The organism is Micromonospora sp. KC606 (assembly GCF_004348675.1).
Lineage (GTDB): Bacteria > Actinomycetota > Actinomycetes > Mycobacteriales > Micromonosporaceae > Micromonospora.
The window spans coordinates 1-23991 of sequence record NZ_SMKN01000042.1 but is presented as its reverse complement, the minus strand read 5'-3'; the positions used below and the strand labels follow the sequence as shown (position 1 = coordinate 23991).

The 23991-nt window shown below is 71.8% G+C and carries 22 protein-coding genes; 3 read left to right on the top strand and 19 right to left on the bottom strand.

Going from position 1 to position 23991, the window contains the following annotated elements:
- Positions 1–36: 36 nt before the first annotated feature.
- From manA to E1193_RS11995, 12 genes are all read right to left on the bottom strand, one after another.
- Entirely contained in the window at positions 37–1200 is a 1164-nt protein-coding gene (gene manA, locus E1193_RS12050; protein ID WP_132183194.1) for a mannose-6-phosphate isomerase, class I, read from the bottom strand.
- Positions 1201–1202: 2 nt separating this feature from the next.
- Complete coding sequence (locus tag E1193_RS12045; protein WP_132183192.1) at positions 1203–2207, bottom strand: cation diffusion facilitator family transporter; 1005 nt, start codon at positions 2205–2207, stop codon at positions 1203–1205.
- 76 nt (positions 2208–2283) lie between these two features.
- On the bottom strand, positions 2284–3480 hold the full coding sequence (locus tag E1193_RS12040; RefSeq protein ID WP_132183190.1) for an SIS domain-containing protein: 1197 nt from the start codon (positions 3478–3480) through the stop codon (positions 2284–2286).
- Complete coding sequence (locus E1193_RS12035; protein WP_132183188.1) at positions 3477–3662, bottom strand: Trm112 family protein; 186 nt, start codon at positions 3660–3662, stop codon at positions 3477–3479. The genes E1193_RS12040 and E1193_RS12035 overlap by 4 nt, the downstream gene beginning before the upstream one ends.
- A gap of 61 nt (positions 3663–3723) precedes the next feature.
- Positions 3724–5106: a phosphomannomutase/phosphoglucomutase gene (locus E1193_RS12030; RefSeq protein ID WP_132183186.1), complete on the bottom strand. Its 1383-nt coding sequence runs from the start codon at positions 5104–5106 to the stop codon at positions 3724–3726.
- Between the two features lie 69 nt (positions 5107–5175).
- Entirely contained in the window at positions 5176–6465 is a 1290-nt protein-coding gene (locus E1193_RS12025) for a hypothetical protein (RefSeq protein ID WP_132183184.1), read from the bottom strand.
- 118 nt (positions 6466–6583) lie between these two features.
- On the bottom strand, positions 6584–7291 hold the full coding sequence (gene nfi / locus E1193_RS12020) for a deoxyribonuclease V (RefSeq protein WP_132183182.1): 708 nt from the start codon (positions 7289–7291) through the stop codon (positions 6584–6586).
- A 92-nt stretch (positions 7292–7383) separates the two neighbouring features.
- Entirely contained in the window at positions 7384–7593 is a 210-nt protein-coding gene (locus E1193_RS12015; protein WP_132183180.1) for a hypothetical protein, read from the bottom strand.
- A gap of 170 nt (positions 7594–7763) precedes the next feature.
- Complete coding sequence (locus E1193_RS12010) at positions 7764–8060, bottom strand: hypothetical protein (RefSeq protein WP_132183178.1); 297 nt, start codon at positions 8058–8060, stop codon at positions 7764–7766.
- Positions 8032–12069 (bottom strand): toxin glutamine deamidase domain-containing protein, encoded by a 4038-nt coding sequence (locus tag E1193_RS12005; RefSeq protein ID WP_132183176.1) that lies wholly within the window; start codon positions 12067–12069, stop codon positions 8032–8034. Before E1193_RS12005 ends, E1193_RS12010 begins: the two co-directional genes overlap by 29 nt.
- Positions 12070–12085: 16 nt before the next feature.
- Complete coding sequence (locus E1193_RS12000; protein ID WP_132183174.1) at positions 12086–12430, bottom strand: hypothetical protein; 345 nt, start codon at positions 12428–12430, stop codon at positions 12086–12088.
- Positions 12423–12854 carry a YbaB/EbfC family nucleoid-associated protein gene (locus E1193_RS11995; protein ID WP_347877025.1) on the bottom strand — a complete coding sequence of 144 codons (432 nt, stop codon included), beginning with the start codon at positions 12852–12854 and terminating at the stop codon, positions 12423–12425. The genes E1193_RS12000 and E1193_RS11995 overlap by 8 nt, the downstream gene beginning before the upstream one ends.
- 75 nt (positions 12855–12929) lie before the next feature.
- Between E1193_RS11995 and E1193_RS11990 the strand changes: the two genes are divergently transcribed.
- Positions 12930–14162 carry an SUKH-3 domain-containing protein gene (locus E1193_RS11990; protein ID WP_132183170.1) on the top strand — a complete coding sequence of 411 codons (1233 nt, stop codon included), beginning with the start codon at positions 12930–12932 and terminating at the stop codon, positions 14160–14162.
- Positions 14163–14216: 54 nt separating this feature from the next.
- On the opposite strand, the gene E1193_RS11985 is transcribed toward E1193_RS11990, so the two are convergent.
- The gene (locus E1193_RS11985; RefSeq protein WP_132183168.1) at positions 14217–15656 is read right to left on the bottom strand and encodes an aldehyde dehydrogenase family protein; all 1440 of its coding nucleotides are present in this window, start codon (positions 15654–15656) and stop codon (positions 14217–14219) included.
- A 94-nt stretch (positions 15657–15750) separates the two neighbouring features.
- Between E1193_RS11985 and E1193_RS11980 the strand changes: the two genes are divergently transcribed.
- Together E1193_RS11980 and E1193_RS11975 are read left to right on the top strand one after the other, a co-directional pair.
- Complete coding sequence (locus E1193_RS11980; protein WP_132183166.1) at positions 15751–16557, top strand: MerR family DNA-binding transcriptional regulator; 807 nt, start codon at positions 15751–15753, stop codon at positions 16555–16557.
- A gap of 3 nt (positions 16558–16560) precedes the next feature.
- Positions 16561–17478, top strand: coding sequence for a hypothetical protein (locus E1193_RS11975; protein ID WP_132183164.1), 918 nt, complete (start codon positions 16561–16563; stop codon positions 17476–17478).
- 84 nt (positions 17479–17562) lie between these two features.
- On the opposite strand, the gene E1193_RS11970 is transcribed toward E1193_RS11975, so the two are convergent.
- From E1193_RS11970 to E1193_RS11945, 6 genes are all read right to left on the bottom strand, one after another.
- Positions 17563–18285 (bottom strand): septal ring lytic transglycosylase RlpA family protein, encoded by a 723-nt coding sequence (locus tag E1193_RS11970; RefSeq protein ID WP_243707539.1) that lies wholly within the window; start codon positions 18283–18285, stop codon positions 17563–17565.
- Positions 18286–18443: 158 nt separating this feature from the next.
- Positions 18444–19190: a G5 domain-containing protein gene (locus tag E1193_RS32470; RefSeq protein ID WP_243707537.1), complete on the bottom strand. Its 747-nt coding sequence runs from the start codon at positions 19188–19190 to the stop codon at positions 18444–18446.
- A 335-nt stretch (positions 19191–19525) separates the two neighbouring features.
- On the bottom strand, positions 19526–20317 hold the full coding sequence (locus tag E1193_RS11960; protein WP_243707536.1) for an ABC transporter permease: 792 nt from the start codon (positions 20315–20317) through the stop codon (positions 19526–19528).
- 114 nt (positions 20318–20431) lie between these two features.
- On the bottom strand, positions 20432–21349 hold the full coding sequence (locus E1193_RS11955; RefSeq protein ID WP_132183162.1) for an ABC transporter permease: 918 nt from the start codon (positions 21347–21349) through the stop codon (positions 20432–20434).
- Positions 21349–22569 carry an ABC transporter ATP-binding protein gene (locus E1193_RS11950; protein WP_132183160.1) on the bottom strand — a complete coding sequence of 407 codons (1221 nt, stop codon included), beginning with the start codon at positions 22567–22569 and terminating at the stop codon, positions 21349–21351. The genes E1193_RS11955 and E1193_RS11950 overlap by 1 nt, the downstream gene beginning before the upstream one ends.
- A 4-nt stretch (positions 22570–22573) precedes the next feature.
- Positions 22574–23758 carry a spermidine/putrescine ABC transporter substrate-binding protein gene (locus E1193_RS11945; RefSeq protein WP_132183158.1) on the bottom strand — a complete coding sequence of 395 codons (1185 nt, stop codon included), beginning with the start codon at positions 23756–23758 and terminating at the stop codon, positions 22574–22576.
- Positions 23759–23991 lie beyond the last annotated feature (233 nt).

The window sequence follows — 23991 nt, the reverse complement described above, 5'->3', positions numbered from 1 at the left end:
ACTCGATGAGCAGGACGAGATGGAGCAGATGCCCAGTTAGGACGCACCGCAGGTGGCGACGAACGCCTCACCCTCACCGGTGAAGACCAGCGGCTCCGCAGCGGCCGTACCCACGGCCGCCCGCCCGGCCCCCAGGGTGACCGCACCCGCACCGTCGTCAACCGCGAGTTCGCCGGCCCGGCAGAGCACCACCCGGGGCCCCGGCAGCGGCAACCGCACCTGCGGCGTGCCCGCGCCCACGGTCACCCGGTGCAGCGCGAAATCGTCCACCGGCACCGGCCAGCAGACCACTCCCGGCGCCACCGGCCGCGCCCGCACCACCGGCTCGGCCAGCACCTCGAAGCGCAGCACCCGCAGCAACTCGTCGACGTCCACGTGCTTCGGGGTGAGCCCGCCGCGCAGCACGTTGTCGCTCGCCGCCATCACCTCCACCCCGGTGCCCCGCAGGTAGGCGTGCAGGTTGCCCGCCGGCATCCAGATCCCCTCCCCCGGCGCCAGCTTCACGTGGTGCAGCAGCAGCGCCACCAGCACCCCCGGGTCACCGGGGTAGCGGGCCGCGAGGGCGCGTGCCAACTCCGCGTCCGGGCCGACGACGTCGGCAGCCGCCACCGCCGCGACCAGCCCCGCACGCTCCGCCGCAGGCCAGGTCAACAGCCGGCGTACGGCGTCCCGCAGCCCCGCCGCCCCGGTGCGCAGCGCCGCCACCACCGGCTCCAGCGCGGGTACGCCGAACGCGGCGAGCACCTCCGCCGACTCGACCGGATCGCGGAAACCGCAGAGCGCCTCCATCGGCGACACGGCCACCAGCAGTTCCGGCTTGTGGTACGGGTCGACGTAGTTACGGTGCCCGGCGGTGCGCATCGCGTCCACCGCGTGCCCCGCGCGGGCCTGCTCGGCGTCCGGGTGCGCCTGCAGGCTCAGCGGGGCGTCCGCCGCGAGCACCTTCATCAGGAACGGCAGCCGGGTGCCGAACCGGTCGACCACGTCCTCGCCGAGCCAGTGGCCCGGCTCGGCGACCAGCAGGTCGAGCAGGCTCACCCGGGTGCCGTCGCGGTCCACCATGGCCGGGCCGCCCGGGTGGGCCCCCAGCCACAGTTCCGCCTCCGGCCCGTCGCTGGGCACCGGACGCCCCTGCAACTCCGCGATCGCCGAACGGGAGCCCCAGGCGTAGTCCCGGATCGGTCCGAACAGCAGTTCCACGCTCAGCCCCCGGCCCGCCCGGCCACCTCGCCCGGCTCGGTCTCCGCCTGGTCCGCGACCGACGCGCCACCGGTGCCGGTGCGCTCAGCGGCCGCCGCGTCGTAGATGTCCGGCTCCAGGTAGATGACCCGGGCGATCGGCACCGCCTGCCGGACCCTGGCCTCGACAGTGTTGATGTCGCGAGCCAGCTTCTCAGTGCTGTCACACGGCGGCACGCCGATCTTCGCCGCGACCATCAGCTCGTCCGGCCCGAGGTAGAGCGTCTTCATGTGGATGATCCGCTCGACCTCCGGGCCCTCGGTGACAGCCTTCTCGATGGCGGCGACGTCGGCCGGCTCGGCCCCCTCGCCCAGCAGCAGGCTCTTCGTCTCGATAGCCAGGATGACCGCGATGGCCACCAGCAGCACACCGATCATCGCGGTGCCGAGGGCGTCCCACATCCCGTCACCGGTGATCAGGGTCATGCTGACACCGAAGAGCGCGAAGATCAGACCGACCAGCGCGCCCAGATCCTCCAGCAGTACCACCGGCAGCTCGGGCGCCTTGGCCCGGCGGACGAAGTGCACCCAGGACTGGTTGCCCCGGACGTGGTTCGACTCCACGATCGCGGTACGGAAGGAGAACGACTCCATGATGATCGCGACCACCAGCACGACGACCGGCACCGCTTTGTACTCGGTGATGCCACCGCCCTCGTGCCACTTGTGGTACGCCTCGTAGAGCGCGAACAGACCACCGACGGTGAACAGCACGATCGACACGATGAACGCGTAGACGTAGCGCTCCCGCCCGTAGCCGAAGGGGTGCTGCGGGGTGGCCGCCCGCCTGGCCCGCTTGCCGCCGATCAGCAGCAGCCCCTGGTTGCCGGAGTCGGCGACCGAGTGGATCGACTCCGCCAGCATCGACGACGAGCCCGTCAGCAGGAAGGCGACGAACTTGGTGACGGCGATGCCGACATTGGCCAGCAGGGCGGCGACGATCGCCTTGGTCCCACCACTCGCGCTCACGCCGCCGCCCCGCTGCCCTGGGCGGTGGCGCGCGGCGCCCCGCCCCCGGACCGGACGATGCGCATCCTGCGGTCGCTCACTGGTTCGCCAGCTCCTTCATCTCGGTGATCGCCGGGACCGCCATCGGGTCCAGGCCGTGGGCCAGAGCGAGGTAGATCGAGGCGAAGTCGGGCACCGCGACGAGCGAGGCGAGCCGCTCCAGGGCGGACCCGCCCTCGGCGGTCACCACGTCGCATCGCACGCCGCGCCGCTCGGCGAGGGTCTGCACCGCGTCGGCGCGGCGCTCCTCGACCGCGAGGGGCTCGTCGGTGTCGTCCTCGGCGTTCAGGCCGCCGTCGCGCAACAGCACCAATCGCAGCCGGGTCAGGTCACCCTCGGTGTCTCCCGGGTCGGCGAAGATGTCCCGCGCCGACTCGATCAGCCCGCCGAAGACACCGTCGAGCAGGCCGACCCGACCCCGGCCGGCCTCGCCGAGCGCCCCGGTCACCACGGGGTAGCGGGCGTTGGCCGACAGCGTGTCGCCGAAGCGCCGCGCCGCGACCGTGGCCAACGGGGATGACCCCCACACGATCGGGATCGACCCGGCCAGCCCCAGCGCGAGGGACTTCGCCGGGTTCACGAAGGACTCGGCGGTCGGGCGGCACCGGTCGGCGTCGGCGTCCAGCCGGGCCGCGGTCTCGGCCAGGTCCGCCTCGTTGACTTTCACCAGCCCGAGCGTACGGGCGGCGAGCAGCACCGGCACGGTGAGCGCCCAGAGGCTGGCCCGGGCCGGGGCACGGCGGGGCACCGGAATGAACGGCGCGCGGGCCCGCTCCGCGACGGACTGCAACTGCGAGTCCGGTGCGCCGACGGCGACCAGCCGGGCACCCCGGCGGTGCGCGGCCTCGGCGGCGCCCAGCGCCTCGGGGCTGCGCCCGGAGGCGCTGATCGCGATCACCACGTCGGCCGCGCCGACCCAGCCGGGCACGCCGGCGCTGCGGTGCGGGATCACCGGCACCGGGCAACGCGGCCCGGCGACCGTGGCGAGCACGTCACCGGTCCGCCCGGCGGTGCCGATGCCGGCGATGACGACCGCCCGGGGGCGGCCCTCCTCCTCCAACAACTGGAGGTTCGCCTCGGCGGCCAACGCCGCCGACTCGCGCACCTGCGCGCCGGCGGAGGCGGTGAACCGCAGCATGCCGCCCGGGTCCTGCTCGCCGAGGGTGACCGGGTCGTCCAGTGCCGACTCGTCGGCCACCCGTCGGCCACTGACTCCGGCCGTCCCGTCCATCACCGCCGCGCCTCCGGCCCGCCGCGCGCCTCGTCCAGCAGCAGCACCGGCACGTCGTCGCGAACCTCGAAGACGCGGCCGCACTCGGTGCAGGTCAGGGTCTGTGCCTGCGGGTCGTAGTCCAGCGGGGCGTGGTGTGTGTCCGGACAGGCGAGAATCTCGAGCAACTGCGGGTCCAGGGCCACGGCGCGGCTCCTTCCACGTGTGCGGTGTCGTCGGCCGGCGGTGCCGACCGGCGGTGGGATCTTATCGGCGAACCCGCTCCAGCACCTCGTCGCGCAGCGAGATCATCCGCTCCTCGGTCGGCCCCTCCACGTTGAGCCGCAACAACGGCTCCGTGTTGGAGGCACGCAGGTTGAACCAGGCGCCGTCGGGAAACCGCAGGGTGAGACCGTCCAGCTCGTCGGCCTCCGCCCCCGGGTACGCGGCGCGCACCTCGGCGATCTTCGCCGCCTGGTCGGCGACCGTCGAGTTGATCTCGCCGGAGGCGGCGTACCGCTCGTAGGCGCTGGCCAGAATGGACAGCGGCTGGAACTGCTCGCCCAGCGCGGCGAGGGTGTGCATGGCGGCGAGCATGCCGGTGTCGGCGAACCAGAAGTCCCGGAAGTAGTAGTGCGCGGAGTGCTCGCCGCCGAAGATCGCGTTGGTACGGGCCATCTCGGCCTTGATGAAGGAGTGCCCCACCCGTGCCACCACCGGCTTCCCGCCGTGCTCACGGATGATCTCCGGCACCGCACGGGAGGTGATCAGGTTGTGGATCACCGTGGAGCCCGGGTGTTTGGTCAGCTCACGGGCCGCGACCAGGGCGGTGATCGCCGACGGGGAGACCGGCTCGCCCCGCTCGTCGACAAAGAAGCAACGGTCGGCGTCACCGTCGAAGGCCAGGCCGATGTCCGCGTCGTGTGCCACCACCGCCCGCTGCAGGTCGACCAGGTTCTTCGGGTCCAGCGGGTTCGCCTCGTGGTTGGGGAAGGTGCCGTCCAACTCGAAGTAGAGCGGCACGATCTCCAGCGGCAGGGCCGGCAGCGCGGCGTCCCCCAGCACGGTGGGAACGGTGTGGCCGCCCATGCCGTTACCGGCGTCCACCACCACCTTCAGCGGCCGAATCGTCGACAGGTCGACCAGCTTGCGCAGGTGGGCGGCGTAGTCGGTGAGCAGCTCCCGCCGCTCGGCCGGGGCCTGCGGCTCGCCGGCCGGGCGACCACCGGCGTCCAGCAGCGCCTGCGCGCGGTCCCGGATGTCGGCGAGGCCGCTGTCCTGACCGATCGGGCGGGCGCCGGAGCGGCACAGCTTGATGCCGTTGTACTGCGCGGGGTTGTGGCTGGCGGTGAACATCGCCCCGGGCAGGCCCAGCGCGCCCGAAGCGTAGTAGAGCATGTCGGTGGAGGCCAGCCCCAACTCGACAACCCGCTGCCCCTGGGCGCGTACGCCGGCCGCGAAGGCGGCGGCCAGGCCGGGGCCGGTGGCCCGCATGTCGTGCGCGATCAGCACCGCCTCGCCCGGCTCACCGGCGGCGTCGAGGACCTGTGTGAAGGCGACCCCAAGGGCCTCCGCCACGCGTTCGTCCCACTGGTCGGGCACCGTCCCGCGGACGTCGTACGCCTTCACGATCTGGGACAGGTCAGACACCGGTTTCGCTCCTCGGCAGCAGGTCGTCAACGAACCTGAGCGTAACGGAGCGGACCGGTCCGTCCCGTCCTAGCCGGGTAGGCCGGGCATCACCGAGGTCGAGTCGCTGTCGGCGACGGCCGGCGGCCCATCCTGCGGAGCCGACGAAGGGTCGCCGGGCGCGACCTGCGCCGACGGCACCGCCGATTTCGAGGACGCCGACGGCAGAGCCGATCCCGAGGACGCCGGCGACACCGCCGGCGTCGCGGACGGGGCAGGCGAGTCCGACCCCGACGGCTGCGGCAATCCTGCCGACCCGGACGCCGCCGACCCGGACGCCGCCGGCCGGGACCGGTCCGGCGTGGCCGGCGAGCCGTACACGCCGCCGGTCGGGCGGGCGCCCGGGGTGACTGTCGGGAACGCGCCAGCGCTGCCGTAGAGGCCGCCGGCGCGCGTCGCGGGGGTGGCCTGCTGCCCGTACACCGGAGCGGTCGGCGCGGGGGCCGGCTGCTGGCCGTACACCGTGGCGGTCGGCGCGTGGGACGAGCCCGGCAGCCCGCCTCCCGAGCGGTAGGTGGTCGGGCCGGGGTTGCGTGGCAGCGGAACAGCCGGGTAACCGGACGCCTCCCCGACCCGCTTGCGGTCCTTGCGATTGTTCCGGACCAGCAGCGCGATCAACCCGACGCCGACGGCGACCAGGGCGACACCGAACCACATGATCATGGATCCTCCAGCGGACTCGACGGCAGCGGCGGTGGCCTGGCCGGTGCTCGGGGCGGCAAGGACGGCTCGGGTCGGCTCGTCCGTCTCGGCGACCGGGGTGCCGGTCACACTCGGAGCGGCGGTCGGAGTGGGCTCACGGCTTGGCGACGGCGACGCGGCGGCGCGTCCACCGACCCGGGAGGTGTCGACACCACGGCCGATGAACCCTCCCGCCGCCGTGGTCGCCTCGCCGAGCACCTCCATCCGGCCCGCCGGCGCGCCCGCGCCGAACGCGACCCGGTAGCGGACCTTGATGGTCTTCCCCTTGCACAACGTCGGATCCGCCGGCGAGGTACGGGCGGTGACCACCCCACCCCCGCCATCGGACACCGGCACCGGGAACCACCGGCCGTCGACGTTCACCTGGACCTGCACGTGGGCCGGGTCGAGGCCGGTCAGCGACAATCCGAGCGCGGCACGCAGCAGCACACACCCGTCGGTCCGCTTGCGTACCTCCATCGAGACGCCGCCCGGGGAGCCGCCCGCGGTGAATCCCCCCGGCGCCCGCACCGTGACCCGGTCCTCGTCGGCGTACGCGGGAGCCGCGCCGACGACCGGCAGGCCGCCCAGCAGCGTGCCGGCCGTCACCAGGTGTGCCGCCTGCCGACGCACGGACATCTCTCCACCTCACCGTCTCCCACGGGTCCGGCGGTCAGGCTACTACCGGGTCAGGAGGCGCCCCGGTCATTGAACACACCACATGTGGGCCGCATTACCCTGCTGGCCGTGGGCTGAATCACGCCCAGCGCTCGCGGCCGACGGCGGCGGCGGCGAGGGCCTCCCGGCACAGCCGGTCGGCGGTGCGGGTCGTCTCCGGAAGCCGGTAACGCGGGGCCAGGGCCAGCACCCGTTCGACGGCGTCGTCCAGACCCATCCGGTGCCCGACGCTGACGAAAACCGGCTTCACCCCGTCTTGGGTCCGCAGCACCCGCCCGACCGTCTCGCCGCGGTCGACCAGCGGCGCGCTGGCACCCCGCTCCCGCGCCGGCCCGGTCCACTCACCGACCAGCGGTGTCTTGCCCACCCCGATCGCGGGCAGCCCGGTGACCACACCGAGGTGGCAGGCCAGCCCGAACCGGCGCGGATGCGCCAACCCGTGCCCGTCGCAGACCAGCAGCTCCGGGCGGACGCTCAGCCCGTCCAACGCGGCCAGCAACGCCGGCAGCTCACGGAAGGCGAACAACCCCGGCACGTACCCGAAGGCGGGCTCGCCGACGTGGACCGCGCGGTCCACCACGGCCAGCGTCGCCGCGTCGAGCACGGTGACAGCCGCCGCGAGCAGGTCGCCGCTCTCGGCGTACGCGACGTCGAGGCCCGCCACCGTCGCCGGTCGGCGCGGGCCGGGGCCGACCAGATCCACCAGCGGGCGCAACCGCTCCTGCACGGCCATTGCCTCCGCCACCGTCCGCGGCCAGCCACCGCCGCCGTCACCAGAGATGGCCATGATCGACTCCGTTTCGCGCATGTGGCGGTGTCCCGCAGTGCCGGACACCGCCTTATGGCGCAGGCGAAGTGGATCTGCCGCAGGGGAACCGGTCATATCGCCGAATCGCTCTCCTCGGGGCCACCCTTCGCCGAGCCGCGTCCGTCCATGGCATTGAACGCAACGGCGAAGACTGTACCGATGGCGACGCCGAACGCCACCCCGGAGGCATCCTCGAACAGGGCCCCGCCGATGACGATGCCGACGAGAGGGCCCAGCCCCCAAGCCAGCGGCCACCGGCTCGTATTACCGGACTTCGTCATGGCTTGAGCCTATTTGCTCACCGCAAGCCGCTCCGTGCCGCAAACAATGTCGGAGCCCGCAGACGCCAAGAAGAGAGCCGCCACCCGACAGCCGGTCACTGCCCCAGTCCCGCCACCGATCCGCTCCCCAAGCAGTTGGGCGTGACCGTTGTTGCGAGCGAACTCCTCACTCATGGCTGATCCTGTTCCACCTCCTGGAAGACCCGCTCAATCGCCTCTGGGTCGGGAAGACTGACGCCCCCCGTCACCTGGCCTGCAATCCGTTCCATGCATGATCTGTCGATCGGCTCAAATCGGTCGATATTGTCGAAATCGGCCAAGAAACGGAAAGCCAGATCCGGGTTGTACGACCAGGCGCGCTGGCGATGATCCCAGATGACCGCGTGCCCCTTGACCTCATCGACGACGAACACACCAGACGGCTTGGCCCGCTGATCATCACGGTAGAGAACGTAGTAGGTCAACATCAGGCCGCTCCATTCGAGGCTCCAACTCCGGGGCGATCGGAAAATCACGTCGCGTCAGCCCGAACTGACTAACCACGTCCATGAATCTCGATTCAGCAGCTTCAAGGAGCCGCCGGTACGCCGCCCAGGTCTCGGGAAACGCAGTGATCCATTTCGCGAAACTACCGTCCTTGGGCGGGAACCTCAACTCCAGCCCAGAAGGGACCGCCTCCGGCATCCCCGCGCGTCTGTTGACCGCGAGCATCTCGAGTAGGGCTTCAAGCCTTTGAGCCGGCGATCGGTCAGAGCGGCGAAGCGTCTCATAAGCGCCGTGTGTCTCCAGCCAAACCGCCCTCGACGACTCAGTGTGCAACTGCAGCTCGAACACCTGCCCCCCTGGTGAATACACGGTGCAGTTGAACCCGTAGAAACGGTTTCCGGCACGCCAAAAGTTCTTACAGGATTGATCATCCACGTGGAAGCCGTCACGCCGAAGCTCACTCAACACGTGCTCAAGAGCGGTGACGTAGCCCTCCCCTGCAGGCAGGACAAGGTTGAATCGCAGCACGTCGTTCACATCGGCGGCGAAGTCCTCGATTGTCATCCCGAGGAGGACTGCCTCGTTGAAGAACTTCCCAGCAAGAGAGTAAGCCGACTTCAGCCTGAACTCTCGGTCGCGCATCTCCACAGTGTTGCCGCCAGACAGGGCAGTGACACGATCACAAAGAGCGGTCAATTTCCCTTCGACTGCATCAGCAACACTTTCCGCGCGCTGACGCAGTCCGTCCAGTACCGCTCGCTCAGCGGCCGTAAGCCGGCTTACCGAATCATCGACTGTGCCGGCTGGCTCCAAGGCCGCAGGCGACACGTCTCGCTGTTGTCCACCCAATGAACTGTCTTTGCCACTCGCTGAATTCGGGCCGTCGAGGAGGTGCAGGCGGTTGACGTACGCGTCGGCGGCGTCGGACGCCTGCACCGGCGCAGGCGGTTGGTCAGGTGGGTCGGACCGGGTGCTGAACCGGCCTCGGGTCAGACCGCGCAGCGGCATCGGCTGGCCGTCGCCGCCGAGGATCAACACGTCCATCCCGACGACGTTGCCCGTGTGGGGGAGCCCCGTGTGGGCGTAGAGAGGCTGGTCACGGACGGTGCCGCTCTGCGGATCCAGATAGAGGATCGTCCCGTTCTGGTTGAGCGCCACCCAGGCGTGCGACCCGCCGTCCTCCCACTCGCTGACGAGGAAGGCGTAGCTGCCGTGGCCGCCGAGCTGCAACTGGATCTCAAGCTGGTCGTAGCCGTGCTCGACGGCAACCCGCTGCCGGGCCGGACTCGGTCGCGCGTCACCCGGTGACTCGATGAGTCGTTGGAAGCGCCCGCCGGTCACCGCCTCCACCCGCCCGGGCCCACCCCGCTCACCGAGGATGGGCTTGGTGATGTCCCCTTCCTCGTAGCCGTCGAAGGTACGCGGCGCGGAAACCCTCGGGCGGCCGTGCACCCACGTCTCGTAGAGCGACAGGGTGCAGTCGAGACAGTTGATGCCCCGGGTGGGGTCGGCCGCCGGCCCGCCGTCGTTGGCGAGCGAGAACCACCTGCCGTGCCGGGGATCGGCGGTTCGTACGATGCTGCCGCCGGGAAGGCGGGGCATTGCCCGTTCGAGGTCGGTCTGGTGCAGCGCCAGCGGTGGCCGCAAGCCGCCCCAGCGGCCGTACGGACGGGACCGGTCGATCGGCGGTGGACGGTCGTCCCAGGTCAGCCCGGATCGGTCAGCTGTCTCGACCGCACCGGGGGCCAGCTCGGCGACGTCGTCGTTGATCCGCTGGAAGTCGATCGGGTCGTCGATGACCACCTGCTCGGGCACGATTCGACCATCCCGGACGGCGTCGGCCCAGTCGGAGTATTCATAGAAGTCCCGTTCCGCCTCCGTGCTGGCCTTGAACATGTGCTCCGCGCGCAGGGTGAGGCCGGCCTCGGCGAACTCCCGGCCACGCCGCCGCAGCCAGCCTGCCCGGTCCAGGTAGCTACTGGCCGATCGTCGGAGGCGAGTGGTCAGTTCCTCCCGCCGCCGATCCTCGTACCAGGCGCGCTGCGACTCGAAGTAACCCTGGTACCGGCGCCGTTCGAGAGCTTCCCGCTCGGCGGCCCACCTCGCGGCGTACCACTCCGGCGTCCTCGGGCGGGGCTGCTCGTCCGGCAGTGCCGGTCGAGGCGCGGGGGGACCGTCGGACGGCGGTGGCGTCGCCGGCCGGGGGGCCAGGACCTCCAGTTCCGGAAACCGGTGCCTGGCCGATGGAGTGGCCGCGCCAGCGCCGGGCTGGGGCGGCACCGCCTCCGCTGGTGGGATCCGCTCCACTGGTGGGGTCCGCGGCATGGACGGTGACGTGGTGATCGTCACGCCGCTCTGCGTACCGGTGGCCGCCGGGTGGGTCGGTGCCAGCGCACCCCTGCTGTCCACGGGGCTGATCGACGCGCCAGCGACCGAGTTGGGGGCACCGACCGTCGCGCCGCCGTTGGCGCCAAGGGCCCCGGAGGCGGGCACGGTGCCGGGGGCGACGGCGGTCGGCACTGTGCTGGAGGCGGACACGGGCCCGGAGGCGGTGACAGCGGCGGCCACCCCGCCGGTGGTGGCGACGGCGGCCGTCGGCTGGACCGGCGGCTGCCCCGTGGCCGGTGAATCGACCGGCTGCGCCAGCAACGGCGGACGCTCGGTCGTCACCGCCGACAGCGTCGGGTTGGCCGCCATCGAATCGGACCAGGTCTGCGGGCCGGCAGCGGCGGAGGCCGGTGACGGGGCAGGGGCCGTGCTGCTCACGCTCGGCGCGGCCCCGCCGCCGGTCGGGTGGGGATCCGGCCCGGCGCCGTTCGTCACGGACGACGGGCCCACGGACGGGGCCTCGACCGAGGCCGTCTCGACGGCCCGTCCCACCGACGGTGGGTCGGCGGTCGCCGCCGGCGGCGTGAGCGGCGGGCTCACCGTGGACGACAACGGTAGGTCCGCCGGCGGCAGTGGCGCGGCCAGCGCGCCGAGCTGCCCGTCGAGGCGGGCGCGCAGCGCCGTGTCGGCCTGGCCGGTCGCCGAACCGGTCGCACCGGAGACGGCCGCCCTGGCCGCGTCCTCCAGGGACAGGACGCCCTGCCCGGTAACCAGGCTCGCCGCGCCCTCCGCCATCGTTTCGCCGGTCATCTCGCGGCCGAGGTACTCGGCGATCCGTCCGCCCCGGCTGTTCGCGTGACGTCCCAGGCCGGCCAGCGGGGCCACTGCGCCGCCGGCCAGACCACCGACTGCCGACGTGCCCAGGTCGGTCAGGTCGATGCCGTCCCGACGCCCGGTGGAGTTCTGGTACGCCTGCGTGGCGAGGTTGATGCCGGACTCCTCCGCCGCCTCCTCAAGCCCGCCGCGCAGCGAGCGCTTGCCGAGCCCGCGCACGCCGCCCTTGGTCACCTCCTTGGCGGCCCGCTCCCCGGCCTCCTTGAGGCCCGCCCTCAGCTGCTTCCTGGCCAGTTGGGCCAGCAGCCGTCTGAAGATCTGCTGCACCACGAGACGGGTGGCGGCGATGGCCCCAGCGGCGGCGGGTGACGCCGCGCCGGCGGTGAGGGCTGCTGCGACCGCCAGTGAGACCAGCTCGACGACGAGGATGCCCAGCTCGATCCAGACCTCGATCTTCGCGCCCTCGATGTCGCAACCGCACTCCTCGACCAACCGCCCCAGGTCGTGGCTCACGGCGAGCAGGACGTGCAGGGGCGCGTCGTCACCATCGGCGATCCGCCGCCAGGCGCGGTCGAACGCCTCGGCCACCAGGCCCACGCCGCCGTACCCACGGCCCACCTCGGCAGCGGCGGCGATCGCGTCGTCCCGGGGGCCGGCCAGCGCGGCGGCGACGGCGTACCACTCGTCGGCGAGGTCCCAGACGGCGCGTTCGTCGCCCTCGGGCCACTCGACCCCGACCACCCAGTCGAGAGCCTCGTACACCCAGCCGGGAAGCTCCCAGGGGCTGTAGTCGAGGGGGTGCGGGATGGGGCTGGGCAGGATGCTCACGCCGCTCTCCTCCCGGTCAGCGCCGGTGGTCGTGCCGGCCGGGTACGGCGTCGATCGCCCGGCCGCTGGCGACGTCGGTGTCCACCGTGGCGGCGACGGAGGTGGCCACGTCGGTGCCCAGCCCCTCCAACGACCGGCCGAGCCCCGCCCAGGCCCGTAGCAGCGTCTCCTCGTAGGCGCGATAGCTCTTCTCGAAGGCGGCACCGATGTCGTCGCGCCCCCAGGGGCGCCGCGCGCTCGCCTCGGCGATCCGGCCTCCGACCTGTTGCCGCCGGGCGCTGAGGGCCTCACCGGACAGGCGCAGGTCGGTCGCGGCGCGGCGTGCCCGCTCGGGATCGAGCCAGAGCTGCTCGTCACCCATGCCGGCCCGCCTCGCCCCGCAACACCGCGTCCGCCCGCCCGAGCAACGCGCCGAAGTCGCCGGTCCGCAGGTATTCCGCGGTGCCGGAATTGGCCGGGAGGTGGGCTCCCACCAGTTCCCGGGTGGCAGCGACCGCGGCGGCGGTGGCCCGGTGGACCGTGGTGGTGATTTTCTGGCTGAGCGCCCGCGCGTCCCGCTCTCGGAAGACGGAGGGTTGGAGTTCCACCGAGACCAGTTCGCCGCGGGCACCGACGGTGGCGGTGACCTGACCGTCGTCGGAACGTTCCACGACCCGGAGCTGCGCGAGCTTCCTCTGTAGCTCGTCCAGACCGGACCGGAGCTGTTGGTACTGCCCGTAGACCTCGTCGAATCGCGCCCGGAGCGCGCGGTTGGCGTTCCGGTCCACACTGTCGGCCAACGCCACCCTCCCCCGGTCACGTTCGGTCAGCCGAACCATACCGGGCGCGACGGAGTCGTGGGGGTCCGGTAATTTCAGGACGTGATCGATCGCCAGCAGGCCGAGCAACTCGCCACGGTGTGGGCCCGCCGCGACTCGCAGCGCCTCGGGTACGAATGCCGTCCCTCGGTCGAGGAGTTCGACCTGGGGTACGTCATCCGATCCGTCGTGGCTCCCGAGGTCGCCACCGTCCCCGGTGACCTGCCGACCACCGTCGTCGACAAGGAAACCGGCGCGGTGTCCACCTGGCCGCGCGTGCCGGCCCCGGTGGTCGAGCAGATGTACCGGCGCAGCCGTCCCGCCGGCACCCCCGCCCCTCGCACCGTCGACCCGGCGAGCCAACTGCTGCGCGAGATCCGACGCCTGTCGACCCCGGCCACGGTCGCCCACCTCACCGTCGACGGCCGGACGTACGTCGCCCACGGCGCCAAGGGCGATGTCGAACTCGACCATCACCCGCTGGTCCGCGCCTACCTGAACGAGCTGCCGCCCGGGCACCTGGTGCGCGGCGGGGACCGCCACGCCGAGCTCATCGTGATCTCCGACGTCCTACACGAGTACGACCACCGCCGCGCCGCCGCCGGCCGAGCACCGATGACGGTCGAGGAGGCGAAGGCGCTGCTCTCGAACGGCCGGTTCCAGACCTTTCAGGTGCGGGAAGCCGGTGACCCCAACGGCGGCGAAGTCAGGGATGCCTGCGAGTCGTGTACGACCGCACTGGTGGATTTCGGCGTGCTGCCCTGGGGCGAGCTGGGCGGGATCACCGAGCCTCCGGTGATCAACCGACCGGTCCCGGTCGACGGCCGTTTTCCACCGGAGGTGGCGCAGGCACTGGCCGACGCGGGTTGGGACCAGAACCCGGTGAACTGGGCATTGGCAGAGGGGGCCATCGAGGAGACCTGCGAGGTGGCCGGTCGCACCCACCGGCACGAGCCGTTTCCCGCGGCGGAACGGGTCTTCCTGGACTTCCCGGCGATCGTGACCTTCCGCCGTCGACCTGGCGCCCAGGTGTGGATCCGCCAGTTCGACACGAACCCGACCTGGGCGGCGCACACCGCCGACACGCTCGCCGACTTCGGCTCGGTGCTCGGCGTACGGCTGTTCCCGATCGGCTCCGAACGCCAGGACGCCATCCTGGCCGTCGACGAACACGGCCGGGTCTTCGCCCTGGACCAGGCCGGCGAATGGTTCCTCGGCGAGGACATCGACGCCGCCCTGACCACGCTGCTGCTCGGCCTCGCCCCTGCCCGGGTCCGCGACGACGGCACCTGGTGACGCAACCGGATCAGCCCGACTCGGCGGCCCGCCCCACAGCCACGGCGGCCCGTCCTACAGCGCCACCCCGGTCAGCACCAGCACCCGCGGCTCGGTGTAGTCGTCCATGGCGCTGCGCAGCCCCTCCCGCCCGACGCCGCTGCCCTTGACCCCGCCGTACGGCATCTGGTCGGCCCGGTACGACGGCACGTCCCCGATGATCACCCCGCCGACCTCCAGCACCCGGGCGGCCTCGAACGCTACGTCGAGCCGGTGGGTGAACACGCCCGCCTGCAACCCGTACGCGGAGTCGTTGACGGCGGCGAACGCGGCGCGGTCGTCGGTGACCCGGGTGACCACCAGCACCGGCCCGAACACCTCCTCGGCGTTGACCTTCGCGGTGGCGGGGACCCCGGTCAGCACGGTCGGCGGGTAGCTCGCGCCGTCGCGCCGGCCGCCCACCTCGATGGTGGCGCCGGCGACGACCGCCTCGTCCACCCACGCCTCGACTCGGCGGGCGGCGTCGACGGAGATCAGCGGCCCCACGTCGGTGAGGTCGGAGGCGGGGTCGCCGGTGCGCAACTCCTCGACCGCCGCGACCAGCCGGGGCAGGAAGCCGTCGTAGAGCCATTCGTGCACGAACACCCGCTGCACGGCGATGCAGGACTGCCCGGCCTGGTAGTTGGAGAACGTGGCGATCCGGTGCGCGGCGAAGGTCACGTCCTCGTGGGCGGCCCAGTCCTCACAGATCACCGCGGCGGCGTTACCGCCCAGCTCCAGGGTGACGTGTTTGTCCGGGGCGGCCCGCCGGATGGCCGCGCCGACCGGCCCGGAGCCGGTGAACGACACCACCGGCAGGCGCGGGTCGGTCACCAGTTCGGCGGCGCGGTCATCGGGCAGCGGCAGCACGGAGAACATGCCCGCCGGAAGCGCCGTCTCGGCGAGGATCTCTCCGAGCAGCAGCGCCGACAGCGGGGTCGCCGGGGCCGGCTTGACGATGATCGGCGCGCCCACGGCGATGGCGGGGGCGACCTTGTGGGCGACCAGGTTCAGCGGGAAGTTGAACGGCGTGATGCCGAGTACGGGGCCGCGGGGCGCCCGCCGGATCAGGGCGATCCGCCCGGTCGCGGTCGGGTCTGTGTCGAGGCGTTGCAGTTCGCCGGAGAACCGTCGCGCCTCCTCGGCCGCCCAGCGGAACGTCGACGCCGCCCGTCCCACCTCGGCCCGGGCCCACCTGACCGGCTTGCCGTTCTCGGCGGTCACCAGCGCCGCGACCTCGTCGGCCCGTTCGGCGAGCCGCCGGGACACGTGGTCCAGGGCTGCCGCGCGGGCGTGCGCGGGCAGGGCCACGGCCTCCGCCGCCACGCCGGCCGCCGCCGCGACGGCGGCCTCGACCTGGTCGGCCGTGGCAAGGGTGGTACGCCCCACCGTCCGGCCGTCGTGCGGGTGGGTGACGGTCAGCTCGCCCTCGCCGTGTGTGGGACGGCCGGCGACCCAGAAGGCTCTCGGCTCCACACTCCGGCAGCCTAGCCGACGAGCCGAGCGCACGAGAACAGTCGCCCATCGCCGGGGTTTACCTCGCCCCTGGGGAATGGTCCAGGCTGGGCGCATGAGCGACGCGGACGACATGCTGCCCGGCGAGTTCGGGGCGGCCGCTCGCCTGTCGCCGAAGGCGCTGCGGCTCTACGCCGAGCACGGCCTGCTGATCCCTGCCGCCGTTGACCCCGCCACCGGTTACCGCCGCTACCACCGCGACCAGATCCCCTCCGGTCGGCTGATCGCGCGGCTGCGCACCCTGAACCTGCCGCTGGCCCGCATCGCCACACTGGTGACGCTCGGCCCGCAGGCCCGCCAAGCCGAACTGCGCGCCTGGCTGGCCGCCCAGGAGTCCCAGCTTCGGCACCGGCGTGGCCTGATCGAGGCGCTCGACGCCGGCTCCCGCCCAACCACCAGCACCCCGACGTTGCGGACGCGGCCGCCCCGCAAGTTGTTGTGCCGGGAACTACGCGTCCACATCGACGAGTTGGAGGAATTCGTCGCCGACTCGCAGCAGCGCATCCGGGCCCGGCTGCAGGCGACCGGACTGTCGAGCGACGGGCCGGCCCTGGTGCACTTCCACGGCTTCGTGACCCACGACAGCGACGGACCGGTCGAGGTCGCGGTGCCGTTCACCGGCGCCGTCGAACCCGTCGACGATCTGTGGGTACGGCTGTCGCCAGCCGGCACCGACGCCTGCCTGCCGCTCGCCGGGGCCGAAGCCCGCTTCCCCGACATCCTGGTCGCGTACGAGGCGTTGGAAGCATGGATCGACGCACATCGGCTGGTCAGCATCGCCAGCCCGGTCGAGGTCCGGCCCGGCACCGACGGCGCCGTCCTCGACATCACCTACCCCGTCGCGACCAACGAAGGAAGCTGAGGCATGCAGCCCTACATCGGTTCCGGACCCTACTGCTACGCCAACTCGCTGGCGATGCTGCTCGGGGCCGCCGCGCCGTCGCCATCGGAGATCGAGGTGCTGACCGGATCCCCGTTCGGGTTCACACTGATCGCCGGGCGGCTGCCGCTGTTCAACCCCTACGGCTGGGACCCCGACCGAGGTCTCGACGACGCGATCGCGTTGTTGGGTTGGACCTGCCGCCGGCAAGGAGCGGACGACGACGAGCAGGCCACGGCGATGCTGCGCGAAGCGGTCACCGCCGGCCCAGTCCTGGCCGGGCCGGTCGAGATCGGCTTGCTGCGCCACCAGCCCGGAATGACCGGGCCGATCGAAAGTGACCATTTCGTCGCCGTGTTGGAAGTCGACGACGAACTGGTCCGGTTCCACGATCCGCACGGTCACCCCTACGCGACCCTGCCCCTCCCGGACTTCCTGGCCGCGTGGCGTGCCGACACCATCGCCTACCGGACCTCTCCGTACACGATGCGCGGCGACTTCCACCGTGTCAGCCAGGTCCCCACCGAGGCGGCGCTGCGCGCGGCGCTGCCCGGCGCGGTCGCCTGGCTGCGCGGACGCGACGACCTCCCGGTGCCGCCCGGCACTATCGGCGGCGCCGGCGCGGCCCACCAGCTCGCCGACCTGATCACCGACGGTCTGGATTCGCAGGTGCACGCTCACCTGGTCCACTTCGCGATCCGGGTCGGCGCCCGGCGGCTCACCGACTCCGCCACCGCACTCTGCGGCCTGGGCAATGCCCAGGCCGCTGCCGTCGCCACCCGGCAGGCCCGACTGGTCGGCAGCCTTCAGCACGACGTCGTGGCCGGACACACGACATCCGCGGCCGAGACGCTGCGACAACTCGCCCCGACCTACGACGAGTTGGCTGCCGCACTCAGCTGATGCCGCTGCGTCCGGGACGCCTGGCGGGCGGTGACCGCCATCCTGGACGCCGCCTTCGGCTGGCCCGAGTCACCGCCGGGCGGCTCAGCGAAGCAGTTCGAGGGTGTTGCGGCGGACCAGGTTCTTGCCGGGTTCCCGGATGGCGTCCATGGCGGCGGTGTTGAGCAGCACGCAACTGCCCGACGGACCGGTCACCGTCACCGTGACCGTCTTGCCGTTGTCCAGGTTGGTCACCCGCAGCCGGGTGCCGACCGGGAACTGTCCGCTGGTCGCGGCGGGCGCGCCAGGGTCGGCGGAGAAGGTGATCGGGCCATCGCACACGCCGGGCCCGGCCGGCGTCGTCGGGGAGCCGGTGGCCGACGAGGCGGGCCGCTGCGCGCTGCCGGGCCGCCTCTGGTGGGCGGTCGGGGCCGCCTCACCGCTCAGGGGTGTGTCGCCGGGCGGGGGTGTTTCGTCGGTGAGGCGTTCCACCACGGTGCGTTGAATCACGTTCTTGCCGGGTTCCCGGATGGCGTCCATGGCGGCGGTGTTGAGCAACACGCAACTGCCCGACGGACCGGTCACCGTCACCGTCGCCACCTTGTCGTTCTCCAGGTTCGTGACCCGCAGCCGGGTACCGACCGGGAACCGGTCGCTGGTCGCCGCCGGCGCGCCGCTCTCGGCCGAGAAGGTGACGGACCCGGAGCAGGCGCTCTGTGGGCCGGGGGTGGTGTCGGCGAAGCCGATAGTCGTGCCGACCACCGCCGCCGCAGCCGCCGCCAGTGCCACCCCGGCCGCCAGTACGTGCTTCCGCTGCACCTTCACCATCTCCTCGTCCGTCGGCGTAACCTCGGAGCGGAGTACGGCTGAAAACCCCTCGGGGTTCAGATTCCTCGTGAGGAAGGTTCCCCAGACCCTGCGACGAGCTTCGACGGCCCACCTCCGTCACCCCGGCGACCGGTCGGCCCGCCAGCCACTCCAGTTGGTCAGTCGTCGCAGGCCCAACCGTCGCCGTCCCGGTCGAGTTTGTAGATGTCCTGACCGATCACCCTGATCGGACCGGAAACGTACGCCGGTCCGTCGCCGCTGCCGCCGGCACAGTCGACGTCGCTGGCGATCGGTACGCAGCCGCCGTAGTTCGGGTCACAGCGCCGCTCCTCGCGCGTGCCGACCGCGACGACCTGGGTTACTGGTTGCCTCGTCACCACCGACCGGACCAGTCGCCGGCCGGTCTCGGCCCCGTCGGTGAGGGTGATCTCGTAGGTCAACGTCCGGACTCCGTTGACGCCTCTCGTCCGTACCACCCGCTTCCCCTTGGCGATGGACGGGTCCCTCACGGTCCGCTCGGCGTACCGGATGGTCCTGGATTCGGTCTCGTTGCGGATCTGCACGCTCGGCGCGGCGGAGGTCGGCGCTGCAGGAGTCGGAACGGGTCTGTTCTCGGCGGGTTCCGACGGGCTGCCGGTCGGGGCCACGGTGACGGGGGCGTCCGCCGTCGGCTGTTCCTGCGGGGCGACGTTCCCGGCCGACTTCCGGGCCTGGTCAGGGTCCGGGTTTTCGGCGAAGACGCCGATGACGGCCACTCCCGAGCAGCAGAGCAGGAAGAAGGAGAGCAGGACGCCACCGACGATCACCCCGGCCCGCCCGCCGGGGCTTAGCCGGCGGAACCATCCGGGCTGCGCACCGGGCGGGGCGGAGTATGGCTGGGCAGGTGGTGGAGGTGGGATCGTCACGGAGATGAGTTTTGCCTTCACCCCTCGCTGTCGGATCCGCCGTACCTCTTCTCAGCTGCGTCGATCGATTTACAACGTCCGGACGGGAGGCGGTGACGGGCCTCCGAGATCGGACGGCCACCAGCGGGAAGGACACCGTTCCGAGCCGTTCGTCCGGCTGGTGGTCCACTCCAGGTACCGCATAGTGCGGTATCCCGCGCCTCGGACACCGCAACATGGCGCAACCGGACCCAGGGATGCGGATCGTGCCCGAGGGCGTGCGGGCCGGCCCGGAGAGGCGCGCGGGCCGGGCCCAGAGAGGCAGGCCCGCAGGCGCGGGCCGGGCGTGGGTGGCGTCAGCGGGCGGAGCGGCGGGCGCGCAGCGAGCTGACCCCGACCAGCAGCAGGGCTATCCCGAACATCGCCGTGCCCACGACGTTGACCTGCGGCGGAATGCCGCGCTGGGCGGCGCCCCAGACGTACATCGGGAAGGTGACGGTGGTGCCGGCGTTGAAGTTCGTGACGATGAAGTCGTCGAAGCTCAACGAGAAGGCCAGCAGCGCGGCGGCGACGATGCCCGGCCACACCAGCGGCAGGGTGACCAGGCGGAACGTGTGCCACTCGCTGGCGTAGAGGTCCATCGCGGCCTCCTCCAGCCGCCGGTCCATCCCGGCCAGCCGCGCCTTGACGGTGACCACCACGAACGACACGCAGAACATGACGTGGGCGATGACGAGCGTCCAGAAGCCCTGCGGCACCCCGGCGGAGACGAAGAGGGCGAGCAGCGAGGTGCCCATCACCAGTTCCGGCGTGGCCATCGGCAGGAAGATCAGCAGGTTGATCCCGGACCGGCCACGGAAGCGGTGCCGAACCAGGGCGAACGCCATCAGCGTGCCGAGCACCGTGGCGACGACGGTGGCGACGAAGCCGATCTGCACGCTGCGCAGCACCGCGTCACACATGTCGGTGGTGGCGCAGGGGTGGCGCCAGTTGTCCAGGGTGAACTCGTGGAAGTCGTACGACAGCCGGCTCGACGGGCGGTTGAACGACAGGGCGGCGACCACCGCGATCGGCAGGGCGAGGTAGCCGAGCACCAGCAGGGCGACGATCATCACCCAGCGGTCGGCCAGCCACCGGGACACTCTCACCAGAGCCCACCTTCGTTCGCGACTGCGGGGCTCCGCTCCGCTGCACTCCTCGCGCTCACCAGAACCCACCTTCGTTCGCGACTGCGGGGCTCCGCTCCGCTGCACTCCTCGCGCTCATCGGGGCACCTCCTCCGTGCCGGCCCGGCGCAGATAGCCGAAGACCAGCGCGAGGATCGCCGCCATCAGCAGAAATGAGAGCGCCGCCCCCTGCGGGTAGTCCAATCGGACCAGGAACGCCGAGTCGATGACGTTGCCGATCATGTACTCGTTCGGGGTGCCGAGCAGTTCCGCGTTGATGTAGTCGCCGGTGGCGGGAATGAAGAAGAGCAGCGTGCCTGCGGTCAGGCCGGGCATCGACAGCGGCAGGGTGACCCGGCGGAACGTCTGCACACCGCTGGCGTACAGGTCACCGGCCGCCTCCAGCAGCCGGCGGTCCAGCCGCTCCAGGCTGGCGTACAGCGGCAGCACCAGGAACGGCAGGAAGTTGTACGTCAGTCCGAGCACCACCGCGACGGGGGTGGCCAGCAGCCGGCCGTCCGGACCGAGCAGGTGCACGTCGCGCAGCAGCCCGACCAGAGCGCCGTTGTCGGACAGGATGGTCTTCCAGGCCAGGGTGCGCACCAGAAAGCTGGTGAACATCGGGGCGACCACGCAGACCAGTAGCAGGTTCTTCCACCGGCCGGCCTTCTGCGCGATCGCGTACGCCAGCGGGTAGCCCGTCAGCAGTGCCAGCACCAGCGCGATCCCGGCGTAGCCGAACGCGCGGGCGAACTGCGGCCAGTACGCCTGCACCGCCGCCGGATAGTTGCCGAACGCCCAGGTCAACACGTACCCGGTGGAGAGCGAACCGCCGGGGTCGTAGAGGCTGGCCGCGCCGAGTTGCAGCATCGGCGCGGCGAAGAAGACGCCCAGCCAGGCCGCGCCGGGCAGGAGCAGCAGGTACGGCAGCAGCCGGTGGCGGCCCCGCCGGGGTGGCGGCGGCGCCTCGGCCGCCTGGCCCGACGGGGCCGGCACGGGGGCCAGCGCCGTCATCAGGCCGCTCCGCGACGCTTGGCCGGGCGCACGACCCGGCGCAGGAGGTGGCGAGGCGCGTTCGCGACCGCACCCTCGCCGGCTCGGCGCGCAGCGGGGCGGTCCGGTCGGTCGTCGGTCGGGCCGGGCTCGCGGGGCAGCAGGAATGCGTGCCGGGGATCCCAGTGCGCCGCCACCGGCGCGCCGACCGGGAACCGCTGGCCCAGCCCACTGTTCGCCGCGAACGCGACCAGCTCACTCCCCCAGCCGGTGCGGATCAGGTACTGGGTGCTGACCCCGACGTAGGAGGCGTCGGTGACCACACCGTCGACGTGCTGGTGTCCGTCGGGCACCTGGTCGGCGGAGCCGGCCAGATGCAGCTTCTCCGGGCGTACCCCCAGGTAGACGGCGCCCCGGTCGGACCGGGCGCGGCCGACGGGCAGGGAGAACCGGGCACCGTGGGCGGTGACCGGCACGTCGGCGCCGGCGGGGCCGGCGGCCTCGGCGGCGAGCAGGTTGGACTGGCCGAGGAAGTTCGCCACGAACGCGGTGGCCGGGAACTCGTAGAGGTCGGCGGGCGCCCCGAGCTGCTCGATCCGACCGGCGTTCATCACCGCGACCGTGTCGGCCATCGTCATGGCCTCCTCCTGGTCGTGGGTGACGTGCACGAAGGTGATGCCGACCTCGTTCTGGATCCGTCTCAGCTCGATCTGCATCTGCCGGCGCAGCTTGAGGTCGAGCGCGCCGAGCGGCTCGTCCAGCAGCAGCACCCGCGGATGGTTGACCAGGGCGCGGGCCAGCGCGACCCGCTGCTGCTGCCCGCCGGAGAGCTGGGCGGGCCGCCGCCGGCCAGAGCCGTCGAGCTGCACCAGCGCCAGCATCCGCCGGACCTGGTCGTCGACGTTGCGGATGCCGCGCCGACGCAGCCCGAAGGCCACGTTCTCGGCGACGTCGAGGTGCGGGAAGAGCGCGTAGCTCTGGAACACCGTGTTCACCGGCCGCTGGTACGGCCGCAGCCGGGCGATGTCACGGTCGCCGAGCAGCACCTGTCCGCTGGTCGGCGCCTCCAGGCCGGCGATCATGCGCAGGGTGGTGGTCTTGCCGCAGCCGGACGCCCCGAGCAGGGCGAAGAAGGAGCCCTGCGGGACGGTCAGGTCGAGGTCGTCGACGGCGGTGAGGACGCCGAACCGCTTCGTGAGATTGGTCAGCCTCAGGTCGCCGGCCGGTGACTCGTGCCCCATCCGGTCACGCCCCGATGACCTGCTGGAACCTGGACTCGTACTCCCTCTCCTGCTTCTCGTCGAGGGCCATGAAGACGGTGGCCCTCCGCAGCAGGTCCTCGCCTGGGAAGATCAGCGGGTTGGCGGCCAACGCCGGGTCGATCTTCTCCATCTCTGCCTGCGCGCCCTTGACCGGGCAGATGTAGTTGACGTACGCGGCGAGCCGGGCCGCGACGGCCGGCTCGTAGTAGTAGTTGATCAGCGCTTCGGCGTTGCCCCGGTGGGTGGCCTTGTTCGGCACCATCATGTTGTCGCTGTACAGCAGCACGCCCGACTCGGGCGAGACGAACCGGATCTTCTCGTCCTCGCCAGAGAGCTGGATGACGTCGCCGGACCAGGCGACACACGCGGCGATGTCCCCCCTGGCGAGCTCTGGGGCGTAGTCGTTGCCGGTGAACCGACGGATCTGGCCGGAGTCGACGGCCCGCTTGAGCTTGGCGAGCGCGTCGTCGAACTGCGCGGTGGTGAAGTTCGCCGGGTCGTGACCGTTGGACTGCAGCAGCAGGCCAATCGTGTCGCGCATCTCGCTCAGGGCGGTCACCCGGCCCTTGAGGTCGGGACGGGTGAGCAGCTCGTCGACGGTGCGGATCTCCCTGGTGACGGTGCCGTTGTAGGCCAGGCCGGCAAGACCGGCCTGCCAGGGGACGGCGATCCGGTTCTCCGGGTCGAAGGAGCGGTTGAGCAGCGACGGCAGCAGGTTCGCCGTCACGTTGGGGACCTTCGCCGGGTCGAGCTTCTGGATCCAGCCGAGCCGGATCATCCGGGCGGACATCCAGTCGCTCAGGACGATGATGTCCCGGTCGATGCTCTGACAGCTGGCCAGCTGGTTCTGCACCTTTCCGAAGAACTCGTTGTTGTCGTTGATGTCCTCGGTGTAGGTGACCTGGATGCCGGTCCTGGCGACGAACGCGTCGAGGGTCGGCCGCTTCGACGGGTCGGACTCCTCGACGTCCATGTACTGAGGCCAGTTGGCGAAGGCGAGCTTCTTCTCCGTCGCGGAGCGGTCCTCGCTCGTGCAACCCTCCTCGGTCTGGGTCGCCGCTCTGGTGCCGCAGCCGGCGAGGACGCCACCCGCCGCGAGCAGGGCGGCCGAGGACAGGGTGCCGGTGAACAGTCCGCGGCGACTGAGCGGCTTCGGGGGGATGCGCATGTGATGATTTTTAGTGATCGTCCGCCAGCGACGGGGACGGGGGTACGACGGCAGACCTGTCGCCGGGATACGGCCTGATCAGCGCGTCCTCGTGTCAGCCAGGAACGCCCGTTCTCGACGCTCTTCGCGATGGAACTACAGCGCCGGGTCGAAGCTGCGCAGCATGGCCGTCGCGCCCGGACTCACCCGCACCAACGTGCACGCCAGCCGTAGCGGCCGGGTGGGTCAGTGGG